The following is a 19,195-nucleotide window of genomic DNA, read 5'->3' as shown; positions in this document are numbered from 1 at the left end:
GGCGGTCATCCACGACGAATTCCACCTCAACGGGCCCTAGTGATCGTTGACGGCTCGTTCCCTGTACGGCGCGGCAGCAAGCGAATCAGAGGGCGGACGATATGGGCAACCTCGTTGAGCCGATCGCGATCATCGGAATGGCCGGTCGTTTCCCGGCAGCGGTCGACACCCAGCAGCTCTGGAGAAACCTCGTGGCCGGGGAGGAGGCGGTGCGCTTCCCTGCCGAGGACGAGCTCCGGTCGAGCGGCGTGTCGCGTGAAGCGCTGGACGACCTGGCCTATGTGCGGGCAGTGGCAGAACCTGAGGGCATCGACCTGTTCGACGCCGGGTTCTTCGGCCTGACCCGGCGTGAGGCCGAGGCGTGCGACCCGCAGCTACGGCTGTACCTGGAGACCTCGCACGCCGCCGTCGAGAACGCCGGCTATGACGCCTCGAGACTCGGTAGAGCAGGCGTCTTCTCGTCGGTCGCCGCGAACCGCTACGGGATCGGCCGCCTCGGGAGCCTGGAGGCACTCCGGAGCGCCACCGGCATGGCGGCCGGCATGTGGAACAACCCCGACAGCGCGTCGACGCTGGTCTCGTACAAGCTGAACCTGCACGGCCCCAGCATGACCGTGCAGACCGCGTGTTCGAGCTCGCTCGTGGCCGTCCATCTCGCCGTGAACGCGCTTCGACTCAACGAGTGCGACGTCGCTCTGGCCGGCGGTGCCGACGTCGAGTTCCCCGTCGGTCACGGGTACTGGTGGGCCCAGGACGGCCCGCTGAGCCGGGACGGCCACTGCCGCCCCTTCGACGCGGCGGCCAGCGGCACGATCTTCGGCAGCGGCGTCGGCGTCGTGGTGCTCAAGCGGCTCGCCGACGCCATGGCCGACGGCGATCGGATCTCCGCAGTGATCCGGGCTGTGGCCGTCAACAACGACGGCGCGAACAAGGTCGGCTTCACCGCGCCCAGTGCCGATCGGCAGACGGAGGTCGTGCTGAGAGCCATGGAGGTCGCCGACGTGCGTCCCGAGGACATCGGGTACGTGGAGACACACGCCACCGCGACTCGGCTGGGTGACGCCATCGAGATCTCAGCGCTGAGGAAGGCGTTCAGTGCTCGGGCGACGTCGGAACCCTGTCCCATCGGGTCGATCAAAGGAAATGTGGGCCACCTGGGTCACGCGTCAGGGATCACTTCGCTGATCAAGGCTGCGCTGTCGCTGAGCCATGAGCAGATCCCCGCGAGCATCAACCTCGAGAAGGTGAACCCGTTCCTCGAGCTCGAGGACTCACCGTTCTTCGTCAACGACACGCTGCGGCCCTGGCCTCGATCGGCCGGCCACCGACGCCTGGCGGGGGTCAGCTCCTTCGGGATCGGTGGCACGAACGCGCACGCGATCCTCGAAGAGGCGCCGCCCCGCGCAGTCGACCCGGCACCGGAACCTACGCAGCTGATCGTGTGGTCGGGACGGACGCCGTCCGCGGCCGAGGCCTACCCGGAGCAGCTCGCCCGAGCGTTCAAGGAGAGCGCGGACCCGCTCTCCAGTGTCTCGTTCACGCTGCGAGAGGGACGCACGCCGCACCCGGTCCGAGGCGCTGTGGTGGTCGAGAGCATGTCCGACGCGGCCACTGCCGTCCTTGACCACGCGAGGCGAATCGTCACCCCGGAGGAACAGGCGGACCGAAGCACCGCGTTCCTGTTCCCGGGAGAAGGGGCGCAGCACCCCCACATGGCGGCGGAGCTCTATCGCACCGAACCGGCGTTCAGCGCGGCACTCGACGAGTGCTTCGATCTCTTCGAGGCCCACAGCCTGCCACAACGACAGATCTGGGACGAGGCGTCGGAAGGCCTGGAGGACACCACCGTCGCGCAGCCGTTGCTCTTCAGCGTCGAGTACGCGCTGGGGCGGCTGTGGCTGGCGCTGGGCATCGAGCCCGACGTGCTGCTCGGCCACGGCATCGGGGAGTTCGCGGCCGCCACGCTCGCCGAGGTGTTCACCCTCCCGGAAGCAGTACGGCTGGTGAGCGCCCGAGCCCGAGCGATGGGCGAGTCACCCCAAGGCGCGATGGTGGCGGTCACGGCCGACATGGACACCGTGTCGCCGCTGCTCTTCGGGAGCCTCGGCGTCGCCGTGGTGAACAGCGACCGGCAGACGGTCGTAGGCGGATCGGCAGACGACGTGCGTCGCTTCGAGGACGAGGTCCTCGCAGGGGCGCGGCTCGCCGCGTCCCGGCTCAGATCGCGGCACGCCTTCCACACCCCGGCCATGATGAGCGCTGCCGAGCGGTTCCGCCTGGCCTTCGACGGCATCGAGCCACGTAGTCCTCGCTGGAAGATCTACTCCGCATCCACAGGCGGCCTGGCGGAGGCGGCACAGGTGAGCAGCGTGGACTTCTGGGTCCAGCAGCTCACCCGACCCGTCCTGTTCGAGCAGGCGCTCGAGGCCGTGTTGTCCGACGGTGACCGGGTGCTGCTGGAGGTTGGCCCCGGGCGGACGCTCACCACCCTGGCACGCTCACATCCTCAGGTCCGCGCCAAGCAGCACCTGACGGTGCCGACGCTCCCGGGCGGGCCGTCGAAGGGCGCCACCGAACGCACCTCGTTCCTTCATGCGCTGGCCAGGCTGTGGACCCTTGGCCTGGATGTGAACTGGTCGTCGCCGGCTGCGACGGGTCCTCGTGAACGCGTACCTCTGCCGGGCTACCCGTATCAACGCGAGCGGTACTGGATCGAGCGGGCATCTCCGAGCAGCCCCCTCACCGACGCCCACGAGGCGAGGGAGCCAGAGGGCCGTGCGGTGTTCCGTCTGCCCACGTGGGTGGAAGCCGCACCGGCCGGGCACCACGACACCGACGTCGGGGACCGGGCACGCCCACTGGTGTTCCTGCCCGACGATTCGCGACGAGCCGACGACCTGGTCGCCCTGCTCGACGAGGCTGGGTGGAACGCGTTACGGGTGCGGCACGGTTCCTCGTATTCAGGAGCGGCGGACCGGAGCTCGGAGTTCGTGATCCGCCCCCGGCGCTCGGCGGACGTCGTTCGACTACTGGACGAGCTGAGAGACTCGCAGCGGTACCCGGAGCTCATCATCGACGCGACGCAGCTCGGAGGCCTGGCCGAACCCGCCTTGAGCGGCATCGACGATCAACTCGACGCCGGTTTCCACCGAATCGTCGAGCTTCTGCAGGAAGCGGCGCGACGGGCGCCCGACAAGCTGGCCCGCAACGTCCTGGTCGTCACCGAGCTGTCCGCGGACGTGACGGGCGGCGAGACCGTGCACCCGGTGAGGGCCATGCTGCTCGGACTCCTGCGGAGCTACATGCTCGAGAACCCTCGCGTCATGTGCAAGCTCGTCGACGTCCAGAGCGGCGTGACCGACGATCGGCTGCTCGCAGAGCTGCGCGGCCTTGAGCGATCAGAGATCGTCGCCCTGCGGGGGGACCGGCGTTGGGTCCCCGGCGAGCGGGAGCTCGTCCCTGACGGTGCGGGCCCTGTCGATCTGCGTCGCAGGGGTGCCTACGTCATCACCGGCGGGCTCGGTGGCCTCGGTCTGGCCGTGGCGCGTGGCCTGGCGGACACCGGCCTGCAACCACGGTTGCTGCTGCTGGGCCGCCATGCGACCGGCGGGCACGACGCCGAGCCGGCCGAGCTCCGCGAGATCCGGGCTCTGGGAGCCGAGTGCCGCATCGAGGCATGCGACGTGACCGACGTGGATGCGCTCCGGCGTGTGATCGACCAGGCGTCGGACTCCTTCGGGGGCATCAACGGGGTCTTCCACCTCGCCGGCGTGGCGGGAGGGGGCATGCTCCAATTCCGTACGGCGGCGCAGGTGTCGGCGACGCTCGCGCCCAAGGTCCACGGCACGTTGGCTCTGGTCGAGGTACTGCAGGGCCGACCGGACCTCGACTTCTTCGTGGCCTTCTCCAGCCGCGCGGCGCTCAGGGGCTTGGTGGGCAGTGCCGACTACGCCGCGGCGAACGCCTTCCTCGATGCGGTGGTGCGCCGGCAGCCCTTGGCAGGCTGCGCCTCGATAGCCATCAACTGGCCGTCCTGGGCCGAGGTCGGCATGGCTGCCCGCCAGGGGCGGCAACCGCAAGCCGGCCGCTCCGGATCGGGGACGGATGTGCGTCGGTGGTCGACCCCGCTGTCGGCCGAGAACTATCCGATCCTGGACGAACACCGTCTGGACGGCGTGCCGGTGCTGCCGGGCACGGCCCAGGTCGACTTCGTCCTGCGCGCCTTCCGCGAGGCGATCGATCACGCGAACGGGCGCCCCGCGCAACTGCGCCACATGGTCTTCCGGCAGCCGATCACCACCCCGGAGCCCGTGTCACTCGAGGTCGGCTTCGAATCGCATGAGGACCTCTGGCGGTTCACCGTTCGCACCGCGCCGCTCTCCTCGTCCCCCGGCTCATCCGACGACTACCGCGTCCACACGACGGGTGAGATCCGGCTGGTGGACACCAGAGCGGACAAGGTGGACCTGGACGGGCTGCGCGCGTCGCTGCCCGAGCGGCGGATACCCGCGAACGACCCCGACAACCGGCTGTTCACCATCGGTCCACGGTGGCCGGGCGAGGAGATCTGGCTCTCCAGGGAGGACATCAGCACGAAGCTCGCCGTGCTCACCTTCCCTGAAGCGTTCGACCACGAGCTCGACGAGCATGCGCTGCATCCCACCCTCCTGGACGCGGCGGTGTCACTGGCGCGGGATCCTGACCATGAGCCTCCGCACGCACCCTTCGCGTACCAGTCGATCGTGGTGCACCGGTCGATACCGGGTTTCGCGTACAGCCACATCCGGCGACGCCCGAGCGGTTCGGACACGATCGTGGCCGACATCGACGTGCTGACGGCCGGCGGCGACGTCGCCGTCGAGGTCAGGGGCTTCACCATGCGCCGCGTCGACGAATCCATGGTCGCCCCCGAGACCTATCGTGAAGAGCGAGGCGCCGATGCCGGGCAGGACCCGTCGCTCGACGACGGGATCACGCCCGCGACCGGGGTCAGCATGTTGCTGCGCATCCTGGGCCGGCCCAGCCACGGACAAGTGGCGATCACCGTGTCGGGCGAGGACGCAGTCCTGAAGAACTCCGAGGACCTGCCAGGCGACACCGGCGACGACGAGCAGCCGGACGCGTCGGCCATGGCACGTGCGCGGCCCGGTTCACCCGGGCGAATCGCGGGTGGAGCGCCATCGGACGAGGCGTCGCTCGAGGCTCGGCTGACGGAGATGTGGTGCGCCGAATTCGGTGTGGAGTCAGTCCGCCCCGACGAGAACTTCTTCGATCTGGGCGGCGACTCCTTCACCGCTGTGGGTCTGGTCGAGGAGATCCGCAGGGGTTTCGGGGTGGACGTCGGCATCGCTGTGATCTTCGACCACCCGACGGTGGCCGAGTTGGTCGCCGAGCTGCGACGGCTGACCGAGTGACGTGAGTCGCCACCTCGACTCGACGTCTCACCGCCCTACCGCGGACGCAACAACCAAGTGCGTTGAGCATCACAGAACGCGACCGTCACCTTGGTGACGAAACCTCAGCATTCAGCCGCGAACCTTCCTGACCCATTCGCGAAGGGTCTCGGGGGGCAACTGCTCGACGATCTGGTGGCCGCCGTCGATCATATGGACCGACAGCCATTCCGTCGTGTAATGGCTCCAGTCATCGAGGCATTCGGTGTTCCAGGAGCTCGCATCATCCGTGGCGCCGACCGCGATCATCGGCGCATTGAGCATCGGGCGCGGATCCGACTCCAGATAGCGATTGAGCAGTTGGTATTCGGACCGCCAGAGACGTGCGTACTCGGGGAGAGCCGCCGTGTCCATGATGTGCTGCGGCGCCTCGAGCTCCTCGGCCAACGCCCGGTCCGGCAGCTCCGCCAGAGGCGAGAGGGGCGTGCGGTGCGGCGGGTACTGACACATGATGACGGCACCGCGAAGCTGTCGCTCCAGGTGCTTGGCCGCCTCCAGGCAGACCAGACCACCCATGCTGTGGCCCACGAGCACGACATCCGTGGCACCAGAGCGCGCGATGAGGGACGCAAGCGCCGCGCCGCGCTCGTCAATGGAGGGCACACTCATCGGCTCGCTCCAGTTGGCCCGGCGGATGACAGGGTCCCGCCCCGGCTCGTTCCACCGGTCCACGAACTTCGTCCGGCCTCCCAGACCGGGAACGAAGATGACGGCCTGGTCGCCATCGAGTGCCGGGCTGACGACGTAACTTGCAGGCTCCTGACCACCCACGTCATTCGCTCCTATTGAGACTAATTGACGAAGTGCGGGGACACGACTCACCAACCATTTGCCGAACCCTAACGCCGATTCAGGGCGATCTCCACATACCGCAACGCCCACGGCCAGCGGCCATTTTTCCGAGAATACTGGATCATTTATGTAGATCCATGGCAAAGTGTGGCAGGTGTCCACGCTGCTTGCCGCCGCCGTGATCATCCTGATCGCTTCAACGGTGCACGCGGTGACCGGATTCGGGTACGCCCTCGTCGCCACTCCGCTGCTGGCCCTCACGGTCGACCCTCATACGGCAGTGGTCGCCACCACGCTGTCCGCACTGGCCATGACCATCACGATCGCCGTGCGTCAGCGTCACCACGCCGAGTGGAAGGTGGCCATGATTGCCATGGTCGGCATCGTGCTCGGCATGCCACTCGGCCTCTGGGTGTACGGAGTGACGTCTGAGCAAGTGCTCACGGTGCTGATCGGGGTCGGGGTGCTGGGCTGCACGGTGATGGTGTGGCGGCGCGTGAAAGTGCACGGGAATGTTCCCATTCTGGTGGGAGTCGGCCTCCTCTCCGGCGCACTCTCCACCTCCACCGGCACCAATGGGCCGCCGATGGTCGCTGCCTTCCAGGGCATGGGCTATGACCCCCCCAAGTTCCGCGCCACCCTCGCGGCGGTGTTCGCCGGCACCAGCGTGTTCAGCCTGATCGGGTTCGCCGTGGCCGGCGAGGTGAACACCCAGTCGATCTGGATCGGGCTGGTGGGCCTGCCGGTCGTGCAGTTGGGGTATTTCATCGGCAATGCGGTCTTCAGCCGTATCGATCCGGAGCGCTTCCGCAAGGTGGTGTTGGTGGCTCTTCTCGTCAGCGCGGCAGTGACCCTCTTCAGCGCGCTCAACGGCTGACGTCGGCGGGCGTGATCCGTGCGACCGGTGTTCGGGAAAGAGCCTCGGCAGCCTGGAGAGGAGAAATCGAAGGCCTCGATCCGGCTCCACTGCGATCATGGAGCGCATGTTCTCCCTGACGATGAATGACGCCGCAGCCGACATGCTCGGGGTGATGAACGGGCTGGCAGCCCTCGAACCACCGGGCGGCCTCGCATCGGGCCTTCGAGAACGTGCCGCAGAAGGTATCGTCCGCCGCGGGAAGGTGCTCACCTGGACCTCCTCGACGGGAGGCGCCGAAGGCGCCCCCTCGTTCTTGCCGGACCTCACCGGCTGGGAGTGCTCCGACAGCTCCTTCCACCTGGAGGACGACGTCCCGGTCGACATCGCCCTGGTCGATGGCACACCCGTGATCAGCGATGATGATCAGCGGATTCTTCTCACGCATGGCGTCGCGTTCGCCCTGGAGTTCGGCCAACTGGTCTACGCCCTCGACCCGCCCAGTCCAGTGCGCTGCATCATCAATGCGAATGAGACCAATGCGACTTTCCGGTTCCACCAGATCAGACCCGGTGAAGGCCTGAACGCCCCCGACCTCGACGGCTACCGGCTCGACAAGATGATCGTGATCGACATCAAGCCCGCCACGACCTGACGAATTCGCCGCCCCTGCGACGGGCCTGCCAGTGCTGACCGGGTCATGATGCCGAGGCTCTCGGCGTGCCGGCGCCGTGAGACGGGGAGGCGTCGAGGATCTGCGTGAGAGCGGACGTGACGTCCTGGAGGCGGTCGGTTCCGACGATGGCGCCCCAGCGGGCCTCCATGTCGGCGAAGTAGGTGGCGCTGATCTCGGCGGCGTCCAGCCCACGCTCGGCGTAGACGACGACACGGCCCCGGCCGTCGGCCGGGTCGGGGATCCGTCGCACGTAGTCGCGTTGTTCCAGGTAGCTCACGAGTTCGCTCATCGCCTGGGGGGTCATCCCGGCTCGGCGGGCCAGCGCGGTGGGCCGGGTGCCGTCGCAGTCCATGAACCGGAACACGTTCAGGCAGTGGGTGGGCCGCAGATCCTTGTGTCCGGCCTCGGCGAGGCGCTGGAGGAGCTCGTCGAGGATCAGGTTGAACGATTGGCTGATGAGCTGCGGCAGGAACGGCGCCGCCCTTGCAGGTTCTTCGGCCACCTTATAACCTCACCTTCTAAGGCTCCCTTACTATTCTCATCCTAGTCGATGGAGGCACCATGCCGCCCCACTTCTTCTGCACGATCGACCGACACTCACCGAGTACGGAGGGACGCAGCCGTGAAATGGCGTAGGACCGCGAGGATCGTCGCAGGGGTGGCCCTGATCCTGCTGGGCCTGCTGTGGGTTCTGCAGGGGGCGGACGTGGTGCGGATACAGCCCATCCTGTGCGTCGCCGACTGCCGGCCCATCACCGGCGGCTCCCCCGGCTGGCTGGCTACCGGCGTGGTCACCTTGGTCATCGGACTTGGATTGGTGAGCGTGCTGCGACGTCGCCGGTAGCGCTGTAGCAGGAACGATCACCCGGGCCGGATCCTGCCGCCTCGGCCGAGGCCCTCACGCGAGACGCGATCCTTACGGCTGCTTGACTTCTAGATCTCTAAGTTCCTAGCAGATTAGATAAATGGAGCTGCCGTGATCGAGTTCTATCTGGACGACCGTTCCGGAGTCTCGCCGTACCTGCAGCTGGTCCAGCAGGTACGACAGGCGCTGCGGCTGGGCCTGCTGCGTGAAGGCGACCAGCTTCCGACCGTCAAGGACGTGGTGGCGCGGCTGGCGATCAACCCCAACACGGTGCTCAAGGCCTACCGGGAACTCGAGCACGAGGGCCTGGCGGCCGCCCGGCCGGGGGTCGGGACGTTCGTGACCAAGACCCTCACCGACGCCTCTCTGGCCGCGCACGGCCCGCTGCGCCGGGACCTGGGGCGCTGGCTGGCCCAGGCGCACCTGGCCGGACTCGACGACGAGAGCATCGAGGCCCTGTTCATGTCCACCTTTCGGACCGCCTCTCAGGAGGACATAGCGTGACCGCTGTCCTGCACGCTCATGGACTGGGCAAGAAGTACGGCAGGCGATGGGCACTGGCAGACTGCTCCATCGACATCCCTGCCGGACACGTCGTCGGACTGGTGGGACCCAACGGAGCCGGCAAGACCACGCTGCTGAAGCTGGCCTGCGGCCAGCTGGCGCCGACGTCGGGCGACATCACCGTGCTCGGCAGCCGGCCCGCGGGCTCCCCGGCGCAGCCCGGCGCGCGCGGTATCGCCCCGATGGGGTATGCGGCCTTCGCCTTCGTCACGCCGGAGTGGCGCCCACCTCGGTGGCGATGTCCTGCACCTCGTCGGCGAGGCGGAGGTTGCGCTGGAAGTTCTCCCCGGTGAAGCGCGGGTTGGTCTTACGCCAGTCGCTGTCGTCGAACTGCTCGGGAGAGCGGATCTGGCCGGTGAGGAAGCCGTGGCCCAGCGGCGAGTACGGCACGAAGCCGATGCCCAGCTCGCGCAACACCGGCAGCACTCGCTCCTCCACGTCCCGGGTCCACAGGGAGTACTCCGACTGCACGGCGGTGACCGGGTGGACGGCGTGGGCGCGGCGGATCGTCTCCGGGCCGGCCTCCGACAGGCCGATGTGGCGGATCTTGCCCTGCTGCACCAGCTCGGCCAGAGCGCCGGCGGTGTCCTCGATCGGGGTGCCCGGGTCGACGCGGTGCTGGTAGTACCGGTCGATGTGCTCGGTGCCGAGCCGTCTGAGCGAGCCTTCGACGGCGGTGCGGATGTTGGCGGGGCTGCTGTCGAGGTGTCCGGGGCCGCCATCGGCGTGCGAGATCATGCCGAACTTGGTGGCCAGGACGACCTCGTCCCTGCGCCCTTCCAGGGCCCGGCCCACCAGTTCCTCGTTGGCGTACGGTCCGTAGATCTCGGCGGTGTCGAGGAAGGTGACGCCCAGCTCCAGCGCCCGGTGGATGGTGCGGACGGACTCGGCGTCGTCGCTGCCGGCGCCGGTGTAGCCGAAGGACATGCCCATGGTGCCGAGGCCGATGCGGGAGACGTCCAGGTCGCCCAGCGTGGTGTGCTTCATGGTCACCTCTCGGGAACGAGTCTGATCGTCGCGGCTCGCGACTCGGGATTGACGACGCCGCCGATGATGTCGGCGGCGTAGCGGCGGTACTTGGTGCGGTAGACCTCGTCGATCTGGTCGTGGACTGCGGAGTCGGCGGGGTCGGCGTCGGCGAAGGTGACGTCCTGGTCCACGCCGCCGGCCGAGATGCGGCCTTGGTGGCGGGTCCGGGTGCCGCGGTACCAGGCGCCGGCGCGTCCGTTCATGCATCGGACATAGAGGTCGTCGCCGATGCGGACGACCCACATCGTCACGGGATCGCGCAGCGTGCCGTCGTCTCGCCGGGAGGCGAGGTCCAGTTCTTCGGCGTCGCCGACGGCGGTGAGTTCGTCGCTGGTCCAGGTGGCCATGGCGGACGTCTCCTTCGTCGTGTGAGGGTCAGGGCTGGATGAGGACTTTCAGCGCGGTCCGGTCGTTCATCGCGCTGTAGCCGTCGGGCACCTGCTCCAGGCCGATCGTGCGGTCGAACACCCGGCCGGGCTCCAGGGTGCCGTCCAGCACCTCAGGCAGCAGTTCTTCGATGTAGGCGCGGGCCGGGGCGACGCCGCCGGTCAGGGTGAGGTTGCGCATGAACTCGCTGAAGCCCATCGGCACCTCGTCGTACTGGGGCGCGCCGATCCGGCTGATGGTGCCGCCGTCGCGGACCACGGCGAACGCGGTCTCGATCGACTGCCTGGTGCCGACGCACTCCAGCACGGTGTGGGTGCCGTCGCCGCCGGTCAGCTCGCGCACCCGGTCGACGCCCTCCTGGTCGCGCTCGGCGACGATGTCGGTGGCGCCGAAGTCGCGCCCCAGGTCGGTGCGCCCCTTGTGGCGGCCCATCAGGATGACGCGCTCGGCGCCGAGCCGCTTGGCGGCCAGCACCGCGCACAGCCCGACCGCGCCGTCGCCGATCACGGTGACCAAGGTGCGCGGCCCGACCCCGGCCGTGACCGCGCAGTGGTGACCGGTGGGGAAGACGTCCGACAGGGTCATCAGCGACGGCAGCAGCGCCGAGTCCTCCCCGACGGGCAGCTTGACCAGCGTGCCCTGGGCCTGCGGGACGCGGACCGCCTCGCCCTGGCCACCGTCCACGCCGTCGGCGCCCCACAGGCCGCCGTGCCGGCAGGAGGTCTGCAGTCCCTCGCGGCAGAAGTCGCAGGTGTTGTCCGCCCAGACGAACGGCGCCACCACGACGTCGCCCCGCCGCAGCCCCGACACGTCCGTGCCGACGTCCTCCACGACGCCGAGGAACTCGTGCCCGATGCGATCGCCCTGCTCGGTGGCCGGGCGGGACTTGTACGGCCACAGGTCGCTGCCGCAGATGCACGAGCGCAGCACGCGTACCAGGGCGTCGGTGGGTTCCCGCAGGACCGGGTCGGGCACGTCCTCCACGCGGATGTCACCGGCGCCGTATATCAAGGTTGCTCGCACGATGTACCTTCCGTCCTGTGTAGTCGTCGTCGGACCTACCCGCAGCCGGTTGACCGGCGTGCCTGGCCCAGGTCCTCAGTCGGTAAATCCGCCCCTCCGCCGGATCACGCGCCCGGCGGGAAGTCCGTGGAGGCGGCCGACCCGGTCCGACTCTCGAGTTACGTATCAGATACGATGCATCTAATTGGATGTAAGTTGGCCGCATGAACGGAGTCGACCTCTTCCTACTCGGCCGGACGTTGATGAAGATCGCCGAGGAGGCGATGCCGACCGAAGGCATCGGACCGCACACCACCAGCATCCGCACCATGCTCGTGGTCGTCTCCGACCTGCGCGCGCACACCCGGACGTCCGTCGGAGAGATCGCCGGCCGCACCGGCCTTCCCCAGAGCGCGGTCTCCGCCGCCGTGGCACGGCTGAAGGCGGCGAACTCGATCGTGACCGCCCCCGACCCCGCCGACCGCCGCCGCACCCTGATACAGGTCGCCCCGCAGGTGTCACAGCGGGTGACCGAGGTGCGCGCCGCGCCCATCGACGGCCCGCTCGCGGCGGCGCTGGGCACCGACGATCCCGCCGAGCTCGCCGAAGTTATCGCGCTGCTGGAAACCCTCGCCGCCCGCCTGTCCGGCGACAGCACCGCCCAGGCGGCCACGTAGGCCGCGAGCAGGATCGTCGGAGGCCGGCGGGTGCCGTTCGACGTTCGGCGGACAGGACAGGGCCTCCTTTCCGATCTTCGTCAGGGGTTCGTCCCCACAGAACAGCTCACACATTACATCAGGTTTGATGCATCAAGCTTGATGCTTTATGGTGGATCCACGACCAGGGCACCCGCCCGACCGAGAGGACACCGCTGATGGACACCCGCACGACGACAGGCCTGCTGACAGTGCCAGGCGCCACGCTCTACTACGAGGTCCGCGGCACCGGCCCGATGCTGCTGATCTCCCAGAGCGGCGAAGGCGACGCCGGTCGCAGCAAGGACCTGATCGACCGACTCGTGAGCGACTACACCGTGGTGACCTACGACCGCCGCGGCCTTTCTCGCAGCACGCCGGAAGACCCCACCCAGGGGGCGACCATGACCGAGCACGCCGACGACGTGCACCGGCTGCTGGCCGCCCTCACAGACAAGCCGGCGCTCATGCTCGGCTGCAGCCTCGGCGCCTCCATCGGGCTCCACCTGGCCGTCGATCACCCCGGCCAGATCAGCACGCTCATCGCCCACGAGCCCGTCACCCCGAGACTGCTGCCCGCCGACCAGCGCGCCCACCACGAGCAGGAACTCGCGCACATCCAGCAGATCCACCGGCGCGACGGACTGACCGCGACCCTCAAGATGATCGCCGACGTGCTCGGCATCGACCCCACCGCCCCCGACGCCGAGCCCGGCCTCACCCCGCAGCCGATGACCCCCCAGCGAGTGCGCAACTTCGACTTCTTCGTCGAGCACGACTTCACCGCGATCATCGGGGACACCCTCGACGTCGCCGCACTCCCCGGCACCCCGACCCGCATCGTGCCGGTCGTCGGCAGCACCACCCCTCGGACGGTCTTCGACCGCAGCTGCGCCTTCGCACTGGCGGACATGCTCGACACCGACCCGCGCCAGTTCCCCGGCGGCCACAACGGCAACACCACCCACCCCAGGGCCTACGCCACCGCCCTCCGCGATGCCCTCACCGCGCTACCGGCGTCGACCGGTCGGCGCTGAGCGGGTGAGCCCAGGAGAAGACAGATCCGGGCGGCGGAAGACGACTCGCTCAGCCGCGCGCTCCGCCGGCAGGTAGCCTGCTTCGTGTCACAGTCGAAGTGCGGTCGCCGCTCCGTTCGCCCATGCCCTGGTCAGGCGCGGGCAGCCCATGGCTTTTGGTCGTTTTCCACAATTGGAGCCGCGTAGCCTGCGCTGTCTGCGACATGCCGCTGCCAGCCCGTAGACGGCAGGGTGAATACTGCCGGGGGGCGGCCGTGTCGCGGCGCGCACATCGTTGGTCTACAGGAGGGCTCGGTCGGGTGTTCAGTCGTGTCGCCATCGTCAACCGTGGTGAGGCCGCTATGCGGCTCATTCACGCCGTACGGGAAATCGCCGCGGAGACAGGGACACGGATCGAGACCGTCGCCCTCCATACCGACGTGGACCGCACGGCCACCTTCGTCCGCGAAGCGGACCTGGCCTACGATCTCGGCCCCGCGTCGGCCCGCCCGTACCTCGACCTGAAGGCGCTGGAGCGCGCCCTGGTGGAGACGGGGGCCGACGCCGCGTGGGTCGGCTGGGGCTTCGTCGCGGAGGACCCGGCGTTCGCGGAGCTGTGCGAGAAGATCGGAGTCACCTTCGTCGGACCGAGCCCGGAGGCCATGCGCAAGCTCGGCGACAAGATCGGCGCGAAGCTGATCGCCGAGGAGGTCGGCGTGCCGGTCGCGCCGTGGAGCCGCGGCGCGGTCGAGACCCTGGACGCCGCCCTGGCGGCCGCGACCGAGATCGGCTACCCGCTGATGCTGAAAGCGACCGCGGGCGGCGGCGGGCGCGGCATCCGCGTGGTCACGAACGAGACCGAGCTCGCCGACGCCTACGAGCGCACCAGCCAGGAGGCCGCGCGGGCGTTCGGCAGCGGCATCGTGTTCCTGGAGCGCCTGGTCACCGGCGCCCGCCACGTAGAGGTCCAGGTGATCGCCGACGGCGAGGGCACCGCATGGGCGCTCGGCGTCCGCGACTGCTCGGTGCAGCGACGCAACCAGAAGGTCATCGAGGAGTCGGCGTCGCCGGTGCTCAGCCCTGTGCAGGCAGCCGAGCTCAAGGCGTCCGCCGAACGGCTGGCCCTGGCGGTCGGCTACCGCGGCGCGGCGACCGTCGAGTTCCTCTACCACCCCGGCGACAAGCTGTTCGCGTTCCTCGAGGTCAACACCCGCCTGCAGGTCGAGCATCCGATCACCGAGTCCACCACCGGCTTCGACCTGGTCAAGGCGCAGCTGCGGGTGGCATCCGGTCGCAGGCTCGAAGGCGAGCCGCCGACGGAGCGCGGGCACGCCATCGAGGCCCGGCTGAACGCCGAAGACCCCGACCGCGACTTCGCCCCCTCCCCCGGCCGCATCGCACGGCTGGACCTGCCCGCCGGACCGGGCATCCGCGTGGACACCGGCGTCAGCGAGGGCGACACCATCCCCGCCGACTTCGACTCCATGATCGCGAAGATCATCGCCTACGGCCACGACCGCGACGAGGCACTCGGCAGGCTGCGTCGCGCGATGGCGCAGACCACGGTGATCATCGAGGGCGGCGCGACGAACAAGAGTTTCGTGCTCGACCTGCTCGACCAGCCCGAGGTGATCGACGCCAGCGCCGACACCGGCTGGATCGACCGCGTCCGCGGCGAGGGCAGGCTCGTCTCGCACCGGCACTCCGCGGTCGCGCTGGCGGCCGCCGCCATCGAGGCGTACGAGGAAGAGGAACGCGTCGAGCGGCACCGGCTGCTGTCGACGGCGTTCGGCGGACGCCCGCAGGTGCAGCACGAGAGCGGCCGGCCGCTGGACCTCAAACTGCGTGGCGTCGGCTACCGCGTACGCGTCGCGCGAGTGGGCGCGCATCGGTTCCGCGTCAGCGTCGAAGCGGGCGACGACGTCCGCACCGCCGAAGTCGAGCTCGACCGCCACGACCGGCACACCGGGCAGATCACCGTCAACGGCACCCGCTACCGCCTCCTCACCGGCACCCACGGGCCGATCCACCTGGTCGAGGTGGACGGCGTGACGCACCGGGTCAGCCGCGACGAGGGCGGCGTCGTCCGCTCGCCCGCGCCCGCCCTGGTCGTCGCCACGCCGGTGGAGGTCGGCGCCGAGGTCGAGGCGGGCGCGCCGGTGCTGGTGCTGGAAAGCATGAAGATGGAGACCGTGCTGCGGGCGCCGTTCAAGGCGCGGGTGAAGCAGTGCGTCGTGTCCGTGGGCAGCCAGGTGGAGACCGGCACGCCGCTGCTGCGGCTGGAGCCGCTCGCCGACGACGACGCCGAAACCGAGGCCGCCTCCGCCGGCGCCTCCATCGAGCTGGACCTGCCCGCCGTGCCCGGGAAGATCCCGGTGCGAGAGCGGACCACACGCGGCCAGGAGGACCTGCGCAGCCTGCTGCTGGGCTTCGACGTCGACCCGCACGACGCGCGCCGGGTGCTCGACGACTACCTCGCCGCGCGCCGGGCGGCCACCGAGGACGGCCACCGGCCGCTGGCCGAGGAGCTCCGGCTCATCGACGTGTTCGCCGATCTGGCCGAGCTGAGCCGCAACCGGCCGGCCGGCGAGGACGGCGGCGGCGACGTCCACGTGCACAGCGCCCGTGAGTTCTTCCACACCTACCTGCAGAGCCTCGACGTCGAGCGAGCCGGGCTGCCGGAGTCGTTCCAGGCCAAGCTCGCCAAGGCGCTCGGGCACTATGGCGTCACCGAGCTGGAGCGCTCCCCCGATCTCGAAGCCGCGGTGTTCCGGATCTTCCTGGCCCAGCAACGCGCGTCCGCCGACGCCGCGGTCCTCGCGACACTGCTGCGCGCGTGGCTGCGGGAGCCCCCGCCGGACGAGATCCTGCGCGAGCCCGCCGGGCTCGCCCTGGAGCGGCTGCTGGCCGCGACGCAGGTCCGCTTCCCCGTGATCTCCGACCTCGCGCGCGGCGTGGTGTTCGCCTGGTTCGGCCAGCCGCTGCTGCGCCGCAACCGCGCCCGCGTCTACGCCGACGTCCGCAAGCACCTGCGCCACCTCGACGCGCACCCGGACGCGCCGGACCGCGCCGAACGCGTCGCCGAAATGGTGCGCACCACCGAACCGCTGGTGCGACTGCTCGGCCAGCGCCTCACCCGCGACGACCTCGACAACGCGACCATGCTGGAGGTGCTGACCCGGCGCTACTACGGCAACAAGGGGCTTACCGGCGTCCGCACCAGCGAGGTCGCGGGCTGCACGTTCGTGGTCGCCGAGCGCGCCGGCTCGCGCCTGGTCTCCTGCGCGGTGAGCTTCGAAGCCCTGGACAGAGCGCTGCGCGGGCTCGCGGAGCTGGACAGCGGCGAGGACGCCATCGACGCCGACATCTACCTCGCCTGGGAGAACCAGCCGCAGGACTCCGACGCGATGGCGGCCGCCCTGCACGAGGTCGTCAGCGCGCACCCCCTGCCCCACCAGGTCCGCCGGCTCACCGCCACCGTCGCCGGCAGCGGCGGCACGGTGATGCACCACCACTTCACCTTCCGCCCCTCCACCACCGGGATGACCGAGGAGCGGCTCATCCGCGGCCTGCATCCCTACATCGCGCAGCGGATGCAGCTGGAGCGGCTGAGCAAATTCGACCTCACCCGCCTGCCGTCTTCGGACGAAGAGGTCTACCTCTTCCAATGCGTGGCCCGGGAGAACCCGTCGGACGACCGCCTCGTCGCCTTCGCCCAGCTGCGCGACCTGACCGAGCTGCGCGAGCACGACGGCAGGCTGGTCGCGCTGCCGACGGCCGAGGACACCATCGCCACCTGCCTCGACTCGATCCGACGCGCGCAGTCGCGGCGACCGTCCAACAAACGCTTCAACACCAACCGGATCGTGGTCTACGTCTGGCCGCCCAACGACATCACCCGCGCCGAGATAGAGATGATCGCCGGACGCGTGCGGCCGACCACCGCGGGCGCCGGACTGGAGGAGATCCTGTTCATCGCGCGGCAGCGCGACCGGACGACCGGCGAGCTGACCAAGATCGCCGTACGCATCTCCTTCGACGCGACCGGCGGCGCCGAGCTGACCGTCGGCGAGCCGTCGAACGAGCTGGTCGAGCCGCTCGACGACTACCGGCTGAAGGTACTGCGCGCCAGCAGCCGCAACACGGTGTACCCGTACGAGCTGACCGGCCTGCTCGGCGACTTCGCCGAGCACGACCTCGACGACGACCACAAGCTGGTGCCGGTCGACCGGCCGAAGGGACGCAACACCGCGGCGCTCGTCGCCGGCGTGGTCACCACGCCGACCCAGCGGCACCCCCAGGGCGTCACCAGGGTCGTGCTGCTCGGCGACCCGACCAAGTCGCTCGGCGCGCTGTCGGAGCCTGAGTGCCGCCGCGTGATCGCCGCACTGGACCTGGCCGAGCGGATGCGAGTGCCACTGGAGTGGTACGCGCTGTCCGCCGGCGCCAGGATCTCCATGGAGTCGGGCACGGAGAACATGGACTGGGTCGCCGCGGCGCTCAAGCGCATCGTCGAGTTCACCCAGGACGGCGGCGAGATCAACATCGTGGTCGCGGGCATCAACGTCGGCGCGCAGCCGTACTGGAACGCCGAAGCGACGATGCTCATGCACACCAAGGGCATCCTGGTGATGACACCGGACTCGGCGATGGTGCTCACCGGCAAGCAGTCGCTCGACTTCTCCGGTGGCGTGTCGGCCGAGGACAACTTCGGCATCGGCGGCTACGACCGGGTGATGGGCCCGAACGGGCAGGCACAGTACTGGGCACCGAACCTCGCCGCCGCGCGGGACGTGCTGATGTCGTACTACGACCACACGTACATCGCACCCGGCGAGGAGTCGCCGCGGCGGGCCAAGACCACCGACCCCGTCGACCGCGACATCTCCGACTTCCCGCACGCCGTGGCGGACAGCGACTTCACCACCGTCGGCGAGATCTTCTCCGCCAGGGCCAACCCGGACCGCAAGAAGCCGTTCGACATCCGGACCGTGATGCGGGCGCTCTCCGACCAGGACCACCCGGTGCTGGAACGCTGGGCGGGCATGGCGGACGCGGAGACCGCGGTCGTGCAGGACGTGCATCTCGGCGGCATGCCGGTGTGCCTGCTCGGCATCGAGTCGCGGTCGGTGCCGCGGCGCGGCTTCCCGCCCACCGACGGTCCCGACACCTACACCGCCGGCACGCTGTTCCCGCGGTCGTCGAAGAAGGCCGCGCGAGCGATCAACGCGGCCAGCGGCAACCGGCCGCTGGTGGTGCTGGCGAACCTGTCCGGCTTCGACGGCTCGCCCGAGTCGATGCGGAAGCTGCAGCTGGAGTACGGCGCCGAGATCGGCCGAGCGATCGTGAACTTCCGCGGCCCCATCGTGTTCTGCGTGATCTCGCGCTACCACGGCGGCGCGTTCGTGGTGTTCTCCAAGGCCCTGAACCCGAACATGACCGTGCTCGCGCTGGAAGGCTCGTTCGCCTCGGTGCTCGGCGGCGCCCCCGCCGCCGCGGTGGTGTTCTCCGGCGACGTCAACGCCCGTACCGCGGCCGACCCGCGCGTGCGGGACCTGGAGGCCCGCGTCGCGGCCGCCTCCGGCGCCGACCGTGCCGCCCTGACCGCGGAGCTCGACGAACTCCGCTCCTCGGTCCGCGCGGAGAAGCTCGGCGAAGTGGCGACGGAGTTCGACCGGGTGCACAACATCCAGCGCGCTGTCGAGGTCGGCTCCGTCGACGCCGTCATCCGCGCCACGGAACTGCGCCCACGGATCATCGAGGCCATCGAGTCCCGCCTGCGCTGACCTCCGCCCCTCGACGTCTTCCGAGCGATCCGCGCCGTGATCGATCAACACGGCGCGGATCGCCGGCCCGGCTC

General features: G+C 69.5%; 14 protein-coding genes. 9 read left to right on the top strand and 5 right to left on the bottom strand.

Features of this window, described 5'->3' with window-relative positions:
- Positions 1-101: 101 nt before the first annotated feature.
- Complete coding sequence (locus V5E28_RS29510; protein WP_336211638.1) at positions 102-5,414, top strand: type I polyketide synthase; 5,313 nt, start codon at positions 102-104, stop codon at positions 5,412-5,414.
- 111 nt (positions 5,415-5,525) lie between these two features.
- Here the strand turns inward: V5E28_RS29510 and V5E28_RS29505 are convergent, their stop codons facing one another.
- The gene (locus V5E28_RS29505; RefSeq protein WP_336211635.1) at positions 5,526-6,224 is read right to left on the bottom strand and encodes a thioesterase II family protein; all 699 of its coding nucleotides are present in this window, start codon (positions 6,222-6,224) and stop codon (positions 5,526-5,528) included.
- 175 nt (positions 6,225-6,399) lie between these two features.
- On the opposite strand from V5E28_RS29505, the gene V5E28_RS29500 reads away from it, so the two are divergent.
- Complete coding sequence (locus V5E28_RS29500; protein ID WP_336211632.1) at positions 6,400-7,122, top strand: sulfite exporter TauE/SafE family protein; 723 nt, start codon at positions 6,400-6,402, stop codon at positions 7,120-7,122.
- A gap of 97 nt (positions 7,123-7,219) precedes the next feature.
- Positions 7,220-7,756 carry a hypothetical protein gene (locus tag V5E28_RS29495; protein WP_336211629.1) on the top strand — a complete coding sequence of 179 codons (537 nt, stop codon included), beginning with the start codon at positions 7,220-7,222 and terminating at the stop codon, positions 7,754-7,756.
- A 43-nt stretch (positions 7,757-7,799) separates the two neighbouring features.
- Here the strand turns inward: V5E28_RS29495 and V5E28_RS29490 are convergent, their stop codons facing one another.
- The gene (locus tag V5E28_RS29490) at positions 7,800-8,279 is read right to left on the bottom strand and encodes a MarR family winged helix-turn-helix transcriptional regulator (protein WP_336211626.1); all 480 of its coding nucleotides are present in this window, start codon (positions 8,277-8,279) and stop codon (positions 7,800-7,802) included.
- A gap of 120 nt (positions 8,280-8,399) precedes the next feature.
- On the opposite strand from V5E28_RS29490, the gene V5E28_RS29485 reads away from it, so the two are divergent.
- The 3 genes from V5E28_RS29485 (at position 8,400) to V5E28_RS49650 (ending at position 9,499) form a co-directional block, all read left to right on the top strand.
- A complete protein-coding gene (locus V5E28_RS29485) occupies positions 8,400-8,621 on the top strand; it encodes a hypothetical protein (RefSeq protein WP_336211623.1) in 222 nt (73 codons plus the stop codon).
- Positions 8,622-8,753: 132 nt separating this feature from the next.
- On the top strand, positions 8,754-9,146 hold the full coding sequence (locus V5E28_RS29480; RefSeq protein ID WP_336211621.1) for a GntR family transcriptional regulator: 393 nt from the start codon (positions 8,754-8,756) through the stop codon (positions 9,144-9,146).
- The gene (locus V5E28_RS49650; RefSeq protein WP_442945883.1) at positions 9,143-9,499 is read left to right on the top strand and encodes an ATP-binding cassette domain-containing protein; all 357 of its coding nucleotides are present in this window, start codon (positions 9,143-9,145) and stop codon (positions 9,497-9,499) included. Before V5E28_RS29480 ends, V5E28_RS49650 begins: the two co-directional genes overlap by 4 nt.
- On the opposite strand, the gene V5E28_RS29470 is transcribed toward V5E28_RS49650, so the two are convergent.
- From V5E28_RS29470 to V5E28_RS29460, 3 genes are read right to left on the bottom strand one after another with little or no spacing between them, the layout of a single operon-like run.
- Entirely contained in the window at positions 9,414-10,193 is a 780-nt protein-coding gene (locus V5E28_RS29470; RefSeq protein ID WP_336211618.1) for an aldo/keto reductase, read from the bottom strand. The genes V5E28_RS49650 and V5E28_RS29470 overlap by 86 nt on opposite strands.
- Positions 10,194-10,195: 2 nt before the next feature.
- Positions 10,196-10,582, bottom strand: a complete 387-nt coding sequence (locus V5E28_RS29465; RefSeq protein WP_336211613.1) for a DUF2255 family protein — start codon at positions 10,580-10,582, stop codon at positions 10,196-10,198.
- A gap of 28 nt (positions 10,583-10,610) precedes the next feature.
- The gene (locus V5E28_RS29460) at positions 10,611-11,645 is read right to left on the bottom strand and encodes a zinc-dependent alcohol dehydrogenase family protein (protein WP_336211611.1); all 1,035 of its coding nucleotides are present in this window, start codon (positions 11,643-11,645) and stop codon (positions 10,611-10,613) included.
- A gap of 203 nt (positions 11,646-11,848) precedes the next feature.
- Between V5E28_RS29460 and V5E28_RS29455 the strand changes: the two genes are divergently transcribed.
- The 3 genes from V5E28_RS29455 (at position 11,849) to V5E28_RS29445 (ending at position 19,121) form a co-directional block, all read left to right on the top strand.
- Positions 11,849-12,301, top strand: a complete 453-nt coding sequence (locus V5E28_RS29455) for a MarR family winged helix-turn-helix transcriptional regulator (protein WP_336211608.1) — start codon at positions 11,849-11,851, stop codon at positions 12,299-12,301.
- Positions 12,302-12,498: 197 nt separating this feature from the next.
- Positions 12,499-13,356: an alpha/beta fold hydrolase gene (locus tag V5E28_RS29450; RefSeq protein ID WP_336211606.1), complete on the top strand. Its 858-nt coding sequence runs from the start codon at positions 12,499-12,501 to the stop codon at positions 13,354-13,356.
- Between the two features lie 299 nt (positions 13,357-13,655).
- Complete coding sequence (locus tag V5E28_RS29445) at positions 13,656-19,121, top strand: ATP-binding protein (protein WP_336211604.1); 5,466 nt, start codon at positions 13,656-13,658, stop codon at positions 19,119-19,121.
- Positions 19,122-19,195 lie beyond the last annotated feature (74 nt).

The organism is Nonomuraea sp. LPB2021202275-12-8, assembly GCF_037044575.1.
Classification (GTDB): Bacteria; Actinomycetota; Actinomycetes; order Streptosporangiales; family Streptosporangiaceae; genus Nonomuraea.
Note: the sequence above shows the minus strand (reverse complement) of the source record. Positions and strands in the feature narration are given on the sequence as shown.

What these genes read in the sequence shown, in the direction of transcription:
- V5E28_RS29510 (WP_336211638.1), top strand. Translation starts at nt 102, where the DNA reads ATGGGCAACCTCGTTGAGCCGATCGCGATCATCGGAATGGCCGGTCGT.
- V5E28_RS29495 (WP_336211629.1), top strand. Translation starts at nt 7,220, where the DNA reads ATGGAGCGCATGTTCTCCCTGACGATGAATGACGCCGCAGCCGACATG.
- V5E28_RS29470 (WP_336211618.1), bottom strand. Translation starts at nt 10,193, where the DNA reads ATGAAGCACACCACGCTGGGCGACCTGGACGTCTCCCGCATCGGCCTC.
- V5E28_RS29465 (WP_336211613.1), bottom strand. Translation starts at nt 10,582, where the DNA reads ATGGCCACCTGGACCAGCGACGAACTCACCGCCGTCGGCGACGCCGAA.
- V5E28_RS29455 (WP_336211608.1), top strand. Translation starts at nt 11,849, where the DNA reads ATGAACGGAGTCGACCTCTTCCTACTCGGCCGGACGTTGATGAAGATC.
- V5E28_RS29450 (WP_336211606.1), top strand. Translation starts at nt 12,499, where the DNA reads ATGGACACCCGCACGACGACAGGCCTGCTGACAGTGCCAGGCGCCACG.